General features: G+C 55.6%; 10 protein-coding genes. 6 read left to right on the forward strand and 4 right to left on the reverse strand.

Going from position 1 to position 15,883, the window contains the following annotated elements; translation table 11 throughout:
• Window positions 1–3: 3 nt before the first annotated feature.
• The 6 genes from mukF (at window position 4) to IM303_RS00645 (ending at window position 9,858) form a co-directional block, all read left to right on the forward strand.
• Window positions 4–1,326, forward strand: a complete 1,323-nt coding sequence (gene mukF / locus IM303_RS00620) for a chromosome partition protein MukF (protein ID WP_041910621.1) — start codon at window positions 4–6, stop codon at window positions 1,324–1,326.
• Window positions 1,307–2,011, forward strand: coding sequence for a chromosome partition protein MukE (mukE, locus tag IM303_RS00625; RefSeq protein ID WP_008499954.1), 705 nt, complete (start codon window positions 1,307–1,309; stop codon window positions 2,009–2,011). Before mukF ends, mukE begins: the two co-directional genes overlap by 20 nt.
• A complete protein-coding gene (gene mukB, locus IM303_RS00630; RefSeq protein WP_193359493.1) occupies window positions 2,011–6,462 on the forward strand; it encodes a chromosome partition protein MukB in 4,452 nt (1,483 codons plus the stop codon). Before mukE ends, mukB begins: the two co-directional genes overlap by 1 nt.
• 178 nt (window positions 6,463–6,640) lie before the next feature.
• Entirely contained in the window at window positions 6,641–8,464 is a 1,824-nt protein-coding gene (ldtD, locus tag IM303_RS00635; RefSeq protein ID WP_192985903.1) for a L,D-transpeptidase, read from the forward strand.
• A 174-nt stretch (window positions 8,465–8,638) separates the two neighbouring features.
• Complete coding sequence (locus tag IM303_RS00640; RefSeq protein WP_048999377.1) at window positions 8,639–9,190, forward strand: YcbK family protein; 552 nt, start codon at window positions 8,639–8,641, stop codon at window positions 9,188–9,190.
• A gap of 20 nt (window positions 9,191–9,210) precedes the next feature.
• The gene (locus IM303_RS00645) at window positions 9,211–9,858 is read left to right on the forward strand and encodes an MBL fold metallo-hydrolase (RefSeq protein ID WP_048999378.1); all 648 of its coding nucleotides are present in this window, start codon (window positions 9,211–9,213) and stop codon (window positions 9,856–9,858) included.
• A 48-nt stretch (window positions 9,859–9,906) separates the two neighbouring features.
• On the opposite strand, the gene aspC is transcribed toward IM303_RS00645, so the two are convergent.
• The 4 genes from aspC to pncB form a co-directional block, all read right to left on the reverse strand.
• Complete coding sequence (aspC, locus tag IM303_RS00650) at window positions 9,907–11,097, reverse strand: aspartate transaminase (protein ID WP_045261757.1); 1,191 nt, start codon at window positions 11,095–11,097, stop codon at window positions 9,907–9,909.
• Window positions 11,098–11,281: 184 nt separating this feature from the next.
• The gene (locus IM303_RS00655) at window positions 11,282–12,400 is read right to left on the reverse strand and encodes a porin (protein ID WP_048999379.1); all 1,119 of its coding nucleotides are present in this window, start codon (window positions 12,398–12,400) and stop codon (window positions 11,282–11,284) included.
• 605 nt (window positions 12,401–13,005) lie between these two features.
• Window positions 13,006–14,406: an asparagine--tRNA ligase gene (asnS, locus tag IM303_RS00660; protein ID WP_048960458.1), complete on the reverse strand. Its 1,401-nt coding sequence runs from the start codon at window positions 14,404–14,406 to the stop codon at window positions 13,006–13,008.
• 167 nt (window positions 14,407–14,573) lie between these two features.
• A complete protein-coding gene (gene pncB, locus IM303_RS00665; protein WP_045630030.1) occupies window positions 14,574–15,776 on the reverse strand; it encodes a nicotinate phosphoribosyltransferase in 1,203 nt (400 codons plus the stop codon).
• Window positions 15,777–15,883: the final 107 nt, after the last annotated feature.

Raw genomic sequence — 15,883 nt, forward strand, 5'->3', positions numbered from 1 at the left:
CCTATGAGTGAATTTTCCCAGACAGTCCCCGAACTGGTTGCCTGGGCCAGGAAAAACGATTTCTCCATCTCGCTGCCGGTAGACAGACTCTCTTTCCTGCTGGCGGTTGCCACGCTGAACGGCGAACGGCTGGATGGTGAAATGAGCGAGGGTGAACTGGTGGATGCGTTCCGCCACGTCAGTGATGCGTTTGAGCAAACCAGCGAAACCATTAGCGTGCGTGCCAATAACGCAATCAACGATATGGTGCGTCAACGTCTGCTGAACCGCTTTACCAGCGAGCAGGCGGAAGGAAACGCCATCTATCGCCTGACGCCGCTGGGCATCGGCATCACCGATTACTACATTCGCCAGCGCGAATTTTCCACGCTGCGTCTCTCCATGCAGCTCTCGATCGTGGCGGGTGAGCTTAAACGTGCCGCCGACGCGGCCGATGAAAACGGTGACGAATTCCACTGGCACCGCAACGTTTACGCGCCGCTGAAATACTCGGTGGCCGAGATTTTCGACAGTATCGATCTCACTCAGCGTCTGATGGACGAGCAGCAGCAGCAGGTGAAAGACGATATCGCGCAGCTGCTGAACAAAGACTGGCGTGCCGCCATCTCCAGCTGTGAACTTTTATTGTCAGAAACCTCCGGTACGCTGCGTGAGCTGCAGGATACGCTGGAGGCCGCAGGGGACAAGCTGCAGGCCAACCTGCTGCGCATCCAGGACGCGACCCTGGCGCACGACGATCTGCATTTTATCGACCGTCTGGTGTTTGATCTGCAGAGCAAACTTGACCGCATTATCAGCTGGGGCCAGCAGTCGATCGATCTGTGGATCGGCTATGACCGCCACGTACATAAATTTATCCGTACCGCGATTGATATGGATAAAAACCGCGTCTTTGCTCAGCGTCTTCGTCAGTCGGTACAGACCTACTTTGATGCACCGTGGGCGCTGACCTATGCCAATGCCGATCGTCTGTTGGATATGCGCGACGAAGAGATGGCGCTGCGCGATGAAGAGGTCACCGGTGAACTGCCGCCGGATCTGGAGTACGAAGAATTCAACGAAATTCGTGAGCAACTTGCGGCGATGATCGAAGAACAGCTCGCAGTCTACAAAACCAGACAAGCGCCGCTGGATCTTGGGCTCGTGGTGCGCGACTATCTGGCGCAATATCCGCGCGCGCGCCACTTCGACGTTGCCCGCATTGTGGTAGACCAGGCGGTGCGCCTGGGTATTGCGCAAGCAGACTTCACCGGACTGCCGCCGAAGTGGCAGCCAATTAACGATTACGGAGCCAAGGTACAGGCGCATGTCATTGACAAATATTGAACAAGTGATGCCAGTTAAGCTGGCACAGGCGCTGGCGAATCCGTTATTTCCGGCGCTGGACAGCCAGCTGCGTGCCGGTCGTCACATTGGCCTGGACGAGCTGGATAATCACGCCTTTTTGATGGACTTCCAGGAGTACCTGGAAGAGTTTTACGCCCGCTATAACGTGGAGCTTATCCGCGCGCCGGAAGGCTTTTTCTATCTGCGCCCGCGTTCCACGACCCTGATCCCGCGCTCCGTGCTCTCCGAGCTGGACATGATGGTTGGCAAAATTCTTTGCTATCTCTACCTCAGCCCGGAACGCCTGGCAAATGAAGGCATCTTCACCCAGCAGGAGCTGTACGATGAACTGCTGACGCTGGCGGATGAGAGCAAGCTGCTTAAGCTGGTGAATAACCGTTCGACGGGGTCGGATCTTGACCGTCAGAAATTACAGGAAAAGGTTCGCTCTTCCCTGAACCGTCTGCGCCGTCTGGGGATGGTCTGGTTTATGGGCCACGACAGCAGCAAATTCCGCATCACGGAATCGGTCTTCCGCTTCGGCGCCGACGTGCGTGCGGGCGATGATGCGCGTGAAGCGCAGCTTCGCATGATCCGCGACGGTGAAGCGATGCCGGTGGAAAACCATTTGCAGCTCAATGATGAGCATGAAGAGAATCTGCCGGATAGCGGGGAGGAAGAGTAATGATTGAACGCGGTAAATTTCGCTCACTGACGCTGATTAACTGGAACGGCTTCTTTGCCCGAACCTTCGATCTGGATGAGCTGGTCACGACGCTCTCCGGTGGTAACGGGGCAGGTAAATCCACCACCATGGCGGCGTTTGTAACGGCGCTGATCCCCGACCTGACGCTGCTTCACTTCCGTAACACCACCGAAGCGGGCGCGACAAGCGGCTCCCGCGATAAAGGCCTGCACGGTAAGCTGAAAGCGGGCGTCTGTTATTCCGTGCTGGACGTCATCAACTCTCGTCACCAGCGCGTGGTGGTGGGCGTACGTCTGCAACAGGTTGCCGGCCGCGACCGTAAAGTGGATATCAAACCGTTCGCCATTCAGGGGCTGCCAACCTCCGTACAGCCGACCGCGCTGCTGACGGAAACGCTGAATGAACGCCAGGCGCGCGTCCTGACGCTGCAGGAGCTGAAGGACAAGCTTGAAGCCATCGAAGGGGTGCAGTTTAAGCAGTTCAACTCCATTACCGACTACCACTCCCTGATGTTCGATCTGGGCGTGGTGGCGCGCCGTCTGCGCACCGCTTCAGACCGTAGTAAATACTACCGTCTGATCGAAGCGTCCCTGTACGGCGGTATCTCCAGCGCCATTACCCGTTCCCTGCGTGACTACCTGCTGCCGGAAAACAGCGGCGTGCGTAAGGCCTTCCAGGACATGGAAGCGGCACTGCGTGAAAACCGCATGACGCTGGAAGCGATTCGCGTTACCCAGTCTGACCGCGACCTGTTTAAACACCTGATCAGTGAAGCGACCAACTACGTGGCGGCGGACTACATGCGCCACGCCAACGAGCGCCGCGTCCATCTCGATCAGGCATTAGAATATCGCCGCGAGCTGTTTACCTCCCGTAAACAGCTGGTGGCCGAGCAGTACAAGCACGTCGAAATGGCGCGCGAGCTGGGTGAGCACAACGGTGCCGAAGGCGATCTGGAAGCCGACTACCAGGCCGCCAGCGATCACCTGAACCTGGTGCAGACCGCGCTGCGTCAGCAGGAAAAGATCGAACGCTACGAAGCGGACCTCGATGAGTTGCAAATTCGTCTCGAAGAGCAGAATGAAGTGGTGGCCGAAGCCGCCGAGATGCAGGAAGAGAACGAAGCCCGTGCCGAAGCCGCCGAGCTGGAAGTGGACGAGCTGAAAAGCCAGCTTGCGGACTACCAGCAGGCGCTGGACGTACAGCAGACGCGTGCGATTCAGTACAACCAGGCGCTACAGGCGCTACAGCGTGCGAAAGAGCTGTGCCATCTGCCAGACCTGACGCCGGAAAGTGCCGAAGAGTGGCTGGACACCTTCCAGGCCAAAGAGCAGGAAGCCACCGAGAAACTGCTCTCGCTTGAACAGAAAATGAGCGTCGCGCAAACGGCGCACAGCCAGTTTGAACAGGCTTATCAGCTGGTAGTTGCGATTAACGGCCCGCTGGCGCGTAGCGAAGCCTGGGACGTTGCCCGTGAACTGCTGCGCGACGGCGTCAACCAGCGCCATCTGGCCGAGCAGGTGCAGCCGCTGCGTATGCGCCTGAACGAGCTGGAACAGCGTCTGCGCGAGCAGCAGGAAGCCGAGCGTCTGCTGGCCGAGTTCTGCAAGCGTCAGGGTAAACATTACGATTTCGACGAGCTTGAGGCCCTGCATCAGGAGCTGGAAGCGCGTATTGCGGCCCTGTCCGATACCGTATCAAATGCCAGCGAACAGCGTATGACGCTGCGTCAGGAGCTGGAGCAGCTTCAGTCCCGTTCGAAGGCGCTCCTGCAGCGTGCGCCGGTCTGGCTGGCAGCGCAAAGCAGCCTGAACCAGCTCAGCGAACAGTGCGGCGAGCAGTTCGAGTCCAGCCAGGAAGTGACCGAATACCTGCAACAGTTGCTGGAGCGCGAGCGCGAAGCCATTGTTGAACGTGACGAAGTGGGTGCCCGCAAGCGTGACGTCGATGAAGAAATCGAGCGCTTAAGCCAGCCGGGCGGGTCAGAAGATCCGCGTCTGAACGCCTTAGCCGAGCGTTTTGGCGGCGTACTGCTGTCTGAGATTTACGATGACGTTGGCCTGGACGATGCGCCGTACTTCTCCGCGCTGTACGGTCCGTCCCGCAACGCAATTGTGGTGCCGGATTTGTCGCTGATTTCTGAGCAGCTCGCAGGGCTGGAAGATTGCCCGGAAGATCTCTACCTGATCGAAGGGGATCCGCAGTCGTTCGATGACAGCGTCTTCAGCGTTGACGAGCTGGAAAAAGCGGTGGTGGTGAAAATCGCCGATCGCCAGTGGCGTTACTCCCGCTTCCCGGAGCTGCCGCTGTTTGGCCGCGCCGCGCGTGAAAGCCGCATCGAGAGCCTCCACGCCGAGCGTGAAACGCTGTCTGAACGCTTTGCCACTCTGTCGTTTGACGTACAGAAAACCCAGCGTCTGCACCAGGCGTTCAGCCGCTTTATCGGCAGCCATCTGGGCGTGGCGTTTGAAGCCGACCCGGAAGCGGAAATCCGCAAGCTCAACACCCGCCGTGGCGAGCTTGAGCGCGCGATTGCCAGTCATGAAAGTGACAACCAGCAGAGCCGCGTCCAGTTCGAACAGGCGAAAGAGGGCGTCGCTGCCCTTAACCGCATTCTGCCGCGCCTGAACCTGCTGGCGGATGACACGCTGGCCGACCGCGTGGATGAGATCCAGGAACGTCTGGATGAAGCCCAGGAAGCCGCGCGCTTCGTGCAGCAGCACGGCAACCAGCTGGCGAAGCTGGAGCCCGTCGTGTCTGTACTGCAGAGCGACCCGGAACAGTTCGAGCAGTTAAAAGAAGATTACGCCTGGTCGCAGCAGGTGCAGCGCGAAGCGCGTCAGCAGGCGTTTGCCCTGACGGAAGTGGTGCAGCGTCGTGCGCACTTCGGCTACTCCGATTCGGCTGAAATGCTGAGCGGTAACAGCGACCTGAATGAAAAACTGCGCCAGCGCCTTGAGCAGGCGGAAGCGGAACGTACCCGCGCTCGCGAAGCGATGCGCAGCCACTCCGCTCAGTTGAACCAGTACAACCAGGTGCTGGCTTCGCTGAAAAGCTCCTTCGACACCAAGAAAGAGCTGTTAAACGACCTGCAGAAAGAGCTGCAGGACATTGGCGTTCGTGCCGACAGCGGGGCGGAAGAGCGCGCGCGCATTCGTCGTGATGAGCTGCATAGCCAGCTCAGCAATAACCGCGCGCGTCGTAATCAGCTGGAAAAAGCGCTCACCTTCTGCGAAGCGGAAATGGATAACCTGACCCGCCGCCTGCGCAAGCTGGAGCGCGACTATCATGAAATGCGCGAGCAGGTCGTGACGGCGAAAGCGGGCTGGTGCGCTGTGATGCGGATGGTGAAAGACAACAACGTTGAACGTCGCCTGCACCGTCGCGAGCTGGCATACCTTTCTGCCGATGAGCTGCGTTCGATGTCGGATAAGGCGCTGGGTGCGCTGCGTCTGGCGGTGGCGGATAACGAACACCTGCGCGATGTGCTGCGCATGTCAGAGGATCCGAAACGTCCTGAACGTAAAATTCAGTTCTTCGTTGCGGTTTATCAGCACCTGCGCGAGCGTATTCGTCAGGACATTATCCGTACCGACGATCCGGTCGAAGCCATCGAACAGATGGAAATTGAGCTGGGCCGCCTGACGGAAGAGCTGACCTCCCGCGAGCAGAAGCTGGCGATCAGCTCCCGCAGCGTGGCGAATATCATTCGCAAAACCATTCAGCGCGAGCAGAACCGTATCCGCCAGCTGAACCAGGGGCTGCAGAGCGTCTCGTTTGGTCAGGTCAACAGCGTGCGTCTTAACGTCAACGTGCGTGAAGCCCACGCGACGCTGCTGGAAGTGCTCTCTGAGCAGCACGAGCAGCATCAGGATCTGTTCAACAGCAACCGTCTGACCTTCTCCGAAGCGCTGGCGAAGCTGTATCAGCGCCTGAATCCGCAGATTGATATGGGCCAGCGTACGCCGCAAACCATCGGTGAAGAGCTGCTGGACTATCGTAACTACCTGGAAATGGAAGTTGAGGTAAACCGTGGTTCAGACGGCTGGCTGCGTGCGGAATCCGGAGCGCTGTCGACCGGTGAAGCGATTGGTACCGGGATGTCGATTCTGGTGATGGTGGTGCAGAGCTGGGAAGATGAAGCGCGCCGCCTGCGCGGGAAAGACATCTCCCCATGCCGACTGCTGTTCCTCGATGAAGCGGCGCGTCTTGATGCCCGCTCGATTGCCACGCTGTTTGAGCTTTGCGAACGTCTCGATATGCAGCTCATCATTGCGGCACCGGAAAACATCAGCCCTGAAAAAGGCACCACCTATAAGCTGGTGCGTAAAGTGTTCCAGAACAGCGAACACGTGCACGTTGTCGGGCTGCGTGGCTTTGCGCCGCAGCCGCCGGAATCATTGCCGGAAACCACGGCGGACGCTTCCTGAGGCGTTTTGTTACAAAGAGCGGCGCAGAAGCGCCGCTTTTTTTATTCTCTTAACTTGTGTTCAGGGCTGCGTTATCTTTAAACTTCTTTACATAAGGTAAGGCAACAGAGTTGTCGTCTACCTATAATAAAAGAAAGCCCCACCGTGATGGGCATGTCGTGAAAACAGGGGGCAAGGGATGTTGCTAAAGAAAGAATGTGGTCGTCAGCTGTCAGCGCTGAGTTTATGTCTGGCAGTGATGTTTGCTCCACTGTTAACCGCCCAGGCCGACGAGCCTGAAATTGTGCCGACTGACAGCACCGCAACGACAGGCGCGCAGCCGACGTCATTGTCTCAGCCGCTGGAACAGTCTACGGCTACGGCCATCATGGCCGGGATTAAGCCGCTGCCGGAAGGCATCGACGTTGAATCGCTCAGCCAGCAGCTCCAGACAGGCCTGCCTGCAGGCTACACGCCTGCCTATATCAATCAGCTCACGCTGCTTTATGCTGCCCGCGATATGAAACCCATGTGGGAAAATCGTGATGCCGTGCGCGCCTTCCAGCAACAGCTGGCGGAAGTGGCGATTGCGGGATTCCAGCCGCAGTTTACGAAGTGGGTTGAGCTGTTAACCGATCCTGCCGTCACCGGTCAGGCGCGGGACGTGGTCCTTTCCGATGCCATGATGGGTTACCTGCAGTTTGTGGCGGGTATTCCGGTCAATGGCAACCGCTGGCTGTACAGCGATAGGCCCTATAAGCTGGCGACGCCAGCCCTGTCGGTGATTAACCAGTGGCAATTAGCGCTGGATAACGGCGATCTGCCGCGCTTCATTGCCAGCCTCGCGCCGGCGCATCCACAGTATGCCACTATGCACCAGTCGCTCCTCGCGCTGGTGGGGGACTCGCGTCCATGGCCGCAAATGCGGGGGACCGCAACGCTGCGTCCGGGTCAGTGGAGCAGCGATGTGCCAGCCCTGCGCGAGATCCTTAAACGCTCCGGTATTCTTGATGGCGGGCCGAACATTGCCCTGCCGGGCGACGATCCGCAAAGCGCGGTGGTCAGCCCGTCAGCGCCCATAAAAGAGAACAAGGCCACTACCCTGAGCAATAAGCCCGAGGCTTACGATCGCGAGCTGGTCGCCGCGGTTAAACAGTTCCAGGCCGCTCAAGGGCTGGGAGCCGATGGCGTCATTGGACCTTCAACGCGTGACTGGCTTAACGTATCGCCTGCGCAGCGGGCCGGGGTGCTGGCGCTTAATATTCAGCGTTTGCGTTTGCTGCCGGGCACGCTGTCTACCGGCATTATGGTCAATATCCCTGCCTATTCACTGGTTTATTATCAGGATGGTAGCGAGAAGCTGGCCTCGCGCGTGATTGTCGGGCGTCCGGATCGCAAAACGCCGATGATGAGCAGCGCGTTAAATAACGTGGTGGTTAACCCGCCGTGGAACGTGCCGCCGACGCTGGCGCGTAAGGACATTCTGCCTAAGGTCTGGAACGATCCGGGTTATCTGGAACGTCACGGCTATACGGTCATGCGTGGCTGGAACAGTAAAGAGGCGATCGATCCTTACATGGTCGACTGGTCGACGATCACTGCCTCCAACCTGCCGTTCCGCTTCCAGCAGGCTCCCGGAGCGCATAACTCGCTGGGGCGCTACAAATTCAACATGCCAAGTTCAGATGCTATCTATCTGCACGATACGCCGAACCACAATCTGTTCCAGAAAGATACCCGGGCACTGAGTTCAGGCTGCGTGCGCGTGAATAAAGCCTCGGAGTTGGCCAACATGCTGCTGCAGGATGCGGGCTGGAACGATACGCGTATTTCTGACGCCCTGAAGCAGGGTGATACGCGCTACGTGAATATTCGCCACAACATTCCGGTTAATCTTTATTATCTGACAGCGTTTGTGGGTGAAGACGGTCGCACTCAGTACCGTACAGATATTTACAATTATGATCTCACCGCGCGATCCGGCGCACAAATTTTGCCAAAAGCGGAACAATTAATCAGGTAAATGAAGTAGTTCGGGAAAAATGATTGTCGTAAGTTATGGTGAATCGGGGCCAATATCGCTGTAAGCCGCGTATTCACTGGGGTTGGGCGCCTTGACGTACCCTGTTTTGCCAGTTAAGGTGCCCTTCGTGCGCTAAGCATATTACGATTTCTTTGACCTGTAGACCTGATTATCATGGACAAATTTGACGCTAATCGCCGCAAGCTGCTGGCGTTAGGTGGTGTTGCGCTTGGCGCAGCGGCCATCTTACCGACGCCAGCATTTGCCACCCTCTCGACACCTCGTCCGCGCGTTTTAACGCTCAGCAATCTTCACACCGGTGAGTCGCTAAAAGCGGAGTTTTTCGATGGCAGAGGCTATATTCAGGATGAATTAGCAAGACTCAACCATTTTTTCCGTGATTTCCGCGCGAATAAAGTAAAAGCCATCGACCCAGGACTGTTTGATCAGCTTTTCCGCCTTCAGGGCCTGCTGGGCACCAGCAAGCCGGTGCAGCTTATTTCTGGTTATCGCTCAATTGATACCAACAATGAACTGCGCGCCCATAGCCGTGGGGTAGCGAAAAAAAGCTACCACACGAAGGGACAGGCAATGGATTTCCACATTGAAGGCGTTTCGTTAGCCAATATTCGCAAAGCCGCGTTATCTATGCGCGCGGGTGGTGTAGGATATTACCCCAGCAGCAACTTTGTGCATATTGATACCGGGCCGGTTCGGCACTGGTAATAACGAAACACAGGAGCAGTATGAACTATCGTATTATTCCGGTTACCGCGTTCTCCCAGAACTGTTCATTAATCTGGTGCGAGCAAACCAAACTGGCCGCGCTTGTCGATCCCGGCGGTGACGCTGAGAAAATCAAGCAGGAAGTCGCAGCAAGCGGCGTGACGCTGATGCAGATTTTGCTGACGCATGGTCACCTCGACCACGTAGGCGCAGCGGCTGAACTGGCTAAACACTACGGTGTGCCGATTATTGGCCCGGAAAAAGAAGATGAGTTCTGGCTGCAGGGGTTACCCGCCCAAAGCCGCATGTTTGGCCTTGATGAGTGTCTGCCATTGACGCCCGATCGCTGGCTGAACGAAGGAGAGCGCGTTAACGTAGGGAATGTGACTTTACAGGTGTTGCATTGTCCTGGGCATACGCCAGGCCATATCGTCTTCTTTGACGACCAGTCCCGTCTGCTGATTTCCGGCGATGTGATTTTCAAAGGTGGCGTAGGACGCAGCGATTTTCCGCGCGGCGATCACGGGCAGCTGATTCAGTCGATTAAACAGAAGTTATTGCCGCTGGGTGATGACGTAACGTTTATCCCTGGACACGGTCCGATGTCGACGCTGGGCTATGAACGGCTCCATAACCCGTTCCTTCAGGATGAAATGCCTGTCTGGTAACCAGCATAAAAAAAGCCTGCTTAACGCAGGCTTTTTTGTGGGCGCAAATTACAGGACGGCGACAATCGCTTCGCACAGTGGCGCCATGTTGTCAGGGGTCATGCCTGCAACGTTTACGCGGCCAGAGGCTACGGCGTATACGCCAAACTCTTCACGCAGACGCAGAACCTGCTCTTTGGTCAGGCCGCTGAACGAGAACATACCGTTCTGTTTGATGATGAAGCTGAAGTCGCGGTCAGCGCCTTTCTCAGCCAGGGTGTTCACAAACAGCAGGCGCATGCGCTGGATACGCTGGCGCATATCGTTCAGCTCTTGTTCCCAAATCGCGCGCAGCGCATCGTTGCTCAGAATGGTCGCAACAACAGACGCACCGTGTGCCGGCGGGTTGGAGTAGTTCGCGCGGATCACGGATTTCATCTGGCTGAAGGCGCGATCGACGGTTTCATCGTTCGCCGCAACCAGCGTACAGGCACCTACTCGCTCATTGTACAGACCAAAGTTCTTGGAGTAGGAGCTTGCAACGATCAGCTCCTGATGAACGGCGGCGAACGCGCGCAGGCCTTCTGCATCTTCTTCCAGACCGCGGGCGAAGCCCTGGTAAGCAAAGTCAAACAGCGGCAGCCAGCCTTTTTCTACGGACAGCTTCGCCAGGTGTTCCCACTGCTCAAGCGTTGGATCGATACCGGTTGGGTTGTGGCAGCAGCCGTGGAACAGCACCACGTCACCCGCCTGCGCTTCGCTCAGGCTTGAGAGCAGGCCGTCAAAGTCGAGAGCGTGGTTTGCCGCGTCGTAGTAAGCATATTCGCGCACTTCCAGACCTGCAGAGTTAAAGACGCTCTTGTGGTTCGGCCAGCTTGGGTTGCTCACCCAGACGCGCTTAACAGAGGTGTTTTTAGCAAGGAAATCCGCCGCCACGCGCAGCGCGCCGGTACCGCCAGGGGTCTGCGCCGTGCGCGCACGTTTGTCACTCACAATTGCGCTGCCTTTACCGAACAGCAGCTCCTGGGTGCAGCGACCAAATTCAGGAATACCATCAATACCGAGGTAGTTTTTGGTGGTTTCATTTTCCAGCAGATACTGCTCCGCTTTCTTAACGCTGGTCAGTACCGGAGTTTTGCCGGTTTCATCTTTATATACACCAATACCCAGGTTGATTTTGCCAGGGCGGTCGTCGGCACGAAACAGATCGGCCAGGCCCAGAATAGGGTCGGCAGGAGCGGCGGTAATGTTCTCAAACATGACGAAGTTCCATTGTGATTACAGAAGTGAAATCCGCTATCAGGTTAACGGGAGATTTACAAAATGCCAACCGTTTGCGACGAAAAGCGTGCGGCTTTTCAAAAGTCGCCATTATTTTCTGTCAGGCATAAAAAAACAGGGCCGAAGCCCTGTTCATTATGCATATAACAACGTGGTGTTCTGATTAGAACTGGTAGGTTACACCCACAGCAGCCATATCGTCGTTGCCGTTCAGACCGCCAACCACTTTCGCGTAGTCGGTGTCTTTGTCCAGCAGGTTGATGTAGTAGTCAGCCCACACGTTGAAGTTTTTGTTGAAGTAGTAAGTCGCGCCAACCTGGATGAATTTAGCCAGGTCTGCATCGCCGCCTGAGAAGGTGCCGTTAGCATTGGTTACGCCAACCAGGTCTTTACCTTTGGTCTGCACGTAAGAGATTGCCGGACGCAGGCCGAAGTCGAACTGGTACTGAGCAACCACTTCGAAGTTCTGCGTTTTGTTAGCAAAACCAGCATCGCCGCTGGAACCGGTACGGGTGGTGTTACGGGTTTCAGCATAGGTGGTTGCCAGGTAGATGTTGTTGGCGTCGTATTTCAGACCCACGCCCCATGCTTCAGCTTTATCGCCCAGGCCGTCAGCTTTCTGATTCAGAGTACGGTTTGCGTTGCTGTAAGATGCGATTGCACCGAAGCCTTCGCCGAAGTCGTAACCCAGTGAGTAACCTACGCCGTCACCGTTGGAGGTTTTAACGTCAGTACGGTCGTTTTTGCCCTGGTACTGTACGCCCATGCTCAGACCGTCAACCAGACCGAAGAAGTCGGTGTTACGGTAGGTCAGCAGGCCGGTGCTGCGGCTGGTCATGAAGTTATCAACGTAGTTACCGCCCCAGGTCATCCCGGAGAAGGACGGCGCCATATCGGTGTAAGATTCTACGTCGTAAACGATACCGTAGTTACGACCGTAGTCGATGCTGCCAGCATCGCCCGCTTTCAGGCCCGCAAAGGCCAGACGGTTTTTGTTAGCCTGAGCGGTGTTCTCAGCCTGGTTAGCCATGAAGCGGTATTCCCACTGGCCGTAACCGGTCAGCTGATCGTTGATCTGGGTTTCGCCTTTAAAACCGATCTGCGCGTAAGTTGCGTCGTTGTTGTTAGTGTCATCGCCAGAGGTCACAAAATCGTGCTCGGCGTTAACTTTCCCGTAGAAGTCCAGTTTGTTGCCGTTCTTGTTATAGATTTCTGCAGCGTTTGCTGCACCGGCTACCAGCAGGGCAGGGATTACCACTGCCAGAATATTGCGCTTCATCATTATTTATTACCCTCATTGGTTTTTTTATGACACTCGCCACTGCCGTCAATAAATTCTGTCAATAAATATTTCCGGAACTATTGATGAGAGTTAGGTGTCTTTATGTATCTGACAGGCATCTTTCCATTCACCGAAGCGTTTCGCTAGCCTGAAAGTGCTACAATTCTCAAGATTAAGTTACAGAAAGAAAATATGTGTAACTAAATGTGTAAATTCAGGAACTTTGTGAACCATCTCAAATTTCAGAGTGCCCTGGTGAATTAAGCAGCAGCTCTTTTCCTATATATATGAATTCCTTATGTTTAATTTGGATAAAGGCAATTCCTATAAACGGATGTTAAACGACTCGCTTTTTCTTATGACGGCAGAAAGACGTCCGGATGGCTGAAAAAATGGTTGAAATTTGTGCTATTACTTCAGGATGTAAAAAGCGCAATAAGAGCAGGGTTTATTTTTTGTGGCTGGATATTTCGCGGAAACAAAACGTAACAGGTAGTGGTTGTGACGGGGGGATGATTTAAAAAGGCTGACTTTACGCTGACAAAAACTGACACGACAGAATAAAATAATGGCCAGCTTGCGCTGGCCATTGATGGTTTTGTAACTCAGAAACTGGCGTTACGTGGCGTACGTGGGAATGGAATCACGTCACGTACGTTCTGAACACCGGTCACGTAGGCGATCAGACGCTCGAAGCCCAGACCGAAACCGGCATGCGGTACGGTACCGTAACGGCGCAGATCGCGATACCAGCTGTAGTCGGCCGGGTTGAGGCCCATCTCTTCCATGCGCGCGTCCAGCACGTCAAGACGCTCTTCACGCTGAGAACCACCGATGATTTCACCGATGCCCGGCGCCAGGACGTCCATTGCTGCCACGGTTTTACCGTCTTCGTTAAGGCGCATATAGAAGGCCTTAATGTCTTTCGGGTAGTTTTTAACGACAACCGGCGCTTTGAAATGCTTCTCGGCCAGATAGCGCTCGTGCTCGGACGCCAAGTCAACGCCCCAGTAAACCGGGTTCTCAAACTTCTCACCGCATTTCTCAAGGATCGCTACCGCATCGGTATAGTCCACCTGCGCAAAGTCGGCAGAGACGAAACGCTCCAGACGCGCTACAGCATCGCTGTCTACGCGTTCGGCGAAGAACTTCATGTCGTCAGGACGCTCTTCCAGCACCGCTTTGAAGACGTATTTCAGCATCGCTTCTGCGAGACCTGCTACGTCATTCAGATCGGCAAACGCCACTTCCGGCTCCAGCATCCAGAACTCCGCCAGGTGGCGGCTGGTGTTGGAGTTTTCGGCGCGGAAGGTTGGGCCGAAGGTATAGATCTTAGACAGCGCACAGGCGTAGGTTTCGCCGTTGAGCTGGCCGGATACCGTCAGGAAGGCTTCTTTACCAAAGAAGTCTTTGTCGTAGTCGACTTTACCTTCCGGCGTGCGCGGCAGGTTTTCCATGTCCAGCGTCGAGACGCGGAACATTTCGCCTGCGCCTTCCGTATCGGACGCGGTGATCAGCGGGGTAGACACCCAGAAATACCCCTGCTCATCGAAGAAGCGATGCAGCGCCTGGGCCAGCGTATGACGCACGCGAGCCACCGCACCAATCAGGTTGGTACGCGGACGCAGGTGTGCGACTTCACGCAGGTATTCAATGCTGTGACGTTTTGCCGCCATCGGGTAGGTGTCCGGATCTTCAACCCAGCCAGTCACTTCAATGGCAGAAGCCTGGATCTCGAAACTTTGGCCCTGGCCCGGGGATGCCACAACCACACCGGTGACGATAACGGAACAACCCGTTGTCAGGCGCAGAACGTCATCATTGTAATTGGGCAGAGAATTATTAATGACGGCCTGTACAGGATCAAAGCAGGAACCGTCATAGACGGCAAGGAAGGAGATGCCAGCTTTAGAATCTCGGCGAGTACGCACCCATCCGCGCACGGTGACCTCCTGGTCAACGGCGACACGGCCCTGGAGTACGTCGGCTACAGGCACAACGCTCATAATATTCTCTCTGTTAATAGTCGGAAAAAATAAACACTTGTCCACCCCAAGACGGGGGGATATCTATGTTACCTGCCAACCGCTATCAGACAAGTAAATTTCGCAGTCAAAAGAGAAGAATTGAGAAATAAATAAGGGAAGGGAGCCCTGAAGGCTCCCGTAAGCGCTTAACTGGCTTTTTTGATCTGGGGGAGATCGAACGCTTTGCGCAATGCGCGAACAAACGCTTTGTCATGGCAGATGGTTTTACCCGGACTGTCGGAGAGCTTTGCCACCGGCTTGCCGTTACATTCCACCAGCTTTATCACGATATTCAGAGGTTTTACCTGAGGAATGTCGCAGGTCAACCGGGTACCGATCCCGAAGCCCAGATTAATTCTGGCATTGAAATGACGATACAGTTCGACGGCTTTTGCCAGGTCGAGATTATCGGAGAAGACCAGCACCTTGCTCATCGGGTCAATGCCGAGTTTTTGGTAATGAGCAATCGCCTTTTCGCCCCATTCAACCGGATCCCCTGAGTCGTGGCGTAACCCCTGGTAACGCTCAGCGAACTCGGGACCAAAGTCGCGCAGGAAGGCATCCATCGTAATACAGTCGGTCAGGGCGATCCCGAGTTGATTCGGGTACTCTTCAAGCCACGCAGCCAGCGCCGCACGCTGGCTGTTAGCCAGGTCCGGGCTAATTTGCTGATGCGCCTGGAACCACTCGTGCGCCTGAGTGCCCATTGGCGTCAGGTTGAGGCGACGCGCCAAATCGTAGTTGCTGGTACCCACGAACCACGGCTCCTGCTGCAGACGTTCAACGATAGCCTGCTGAACCTCGCGAGAGAAGCGGCGACGGGTACCGAAATCCATCAGGCGGAAGCGGGACATATCCAGCCCTTCGGTCAGCGTAGAGAATGCCTCAAGTTTGTTCTCCAGCGAGGCGACCGCCTGTTCGACGCCCGTTTCAGGCGAACGGTAGCGGTGAGCCAGCTCGCTGATGACGGCCAAAAGCGGCACTTCCCACATGATCACTTCCCGCCACGGACCTTCAAGACGAATATCCAGCTTGCCGTTCTCGTTGGTCACGGTGACCTGTTCAGGCTTATAGCGGAAGTCGCGCAGCCAGTTCAGATAGTCCGCTTTAAAGAAAGGCAGGCCAGAAAGCCACTGATATTCGTCATCGGTGAGCGCCAGATGCTGCATCGCATCGACCTGTTCACGAATGGAATCTGCGTAGATACCGAGCAAGTCGTCACCACGGCAGCGGAATTCCGCCGCGACGTGAACGTCATAGTAATGGTGGAAAACGGCTTGCTGCATATGCAGTTTATACGCGTCGGTATCCAGCAACGTATGCAGAACCGGAGAAGCGAATTGAGTCATAGGTGCGCTGTAGCATCCTCTCACGGGAGCGTTTAGTACAATAAACAACTCCGGAGTATACCTTGTTTAGTGATTTATTGAACCCCGATCACAACATAAGCACACTT

Origin of the sequence: Enterobacter cloacae complex sp. P38RS (assembly GCF_014930775.1) — a bacterium.
Lineage (GTDB): Bacteria > Pseudomonadota > Gammaproteobacteria > Enterobacterales > Enterobacteriaceae > Enterobacter > Enterobacter bugandensis.

Bases quoted from the DNA above. Each gene is read 5' to 3' on its own strand.
- IM303_RS00655 (WP_048999379.1), bottom strand. From the start codon at position 12,400: ATGATGAAGCGCAATATTCTGGCAGTGGTAATCCCTGCCCTGCTGGTA.
- aspC (WP_045261757.1), bottom strand. From the start codon at position 11,097: ATGTTTGAGAACATTACCGCCGCTCCTGCCGACCCTATTCTGGGCCTG.
- ldtD (WP_192985903.1), top strand. From the start codon at position 6,641: ATGTTGCTAAAGAAAGAATGTGGTCGTCAGCTGTCAGCGCTGAGTTTA.
- mukE (WP_008499954.1), top strand. From the start codon at position 1,307: ATGTCATTGACAAATATTGAACAAGTGATGCCAGTTAAGCTGGCACAG.
- IM303_RS00645 (WP_048999378.1), top strand. From the start codon at position 9,211: ATGAACTATCGTATTATTCCGGTTACCGCGTTCTCCCAGAACTGTTCA.
- mukF (WP_041910621.1), top strand. From the start codon at position 4: ATGAGTGAATTTTCCCAGACAGTCCCCGAACTGGTTGCCTGGGCCAGG.
- asnS (WP_048960458.1), bottom strand. From the start codon at position 14,406: ATGAGCGTTGTGCCTGTAGCCGACGTACTCCAGGGCCGTGTCGCCGTT.
- IM303_RS00640 (WP_048999377.1), top strand. From the start codon at position 8,639: ATGGACAAATTTGACGCTAATCGCCGCAAGCTGCTGGCGTTAGGTGGT.
- pncB (WP_045630030.1), bottom strand. From the start codon at position 15,776: ATGACTCAATTCGCTTCTCCGGTTCTGCATACGTTGCTGGATACCGAC.
- mukB (WP_193359493.1), top strand. From the start codon at position 2,011: ATGATTGAACGCGGTAAATTTCGCTCACTGACGCTGATTAACTGGAAC.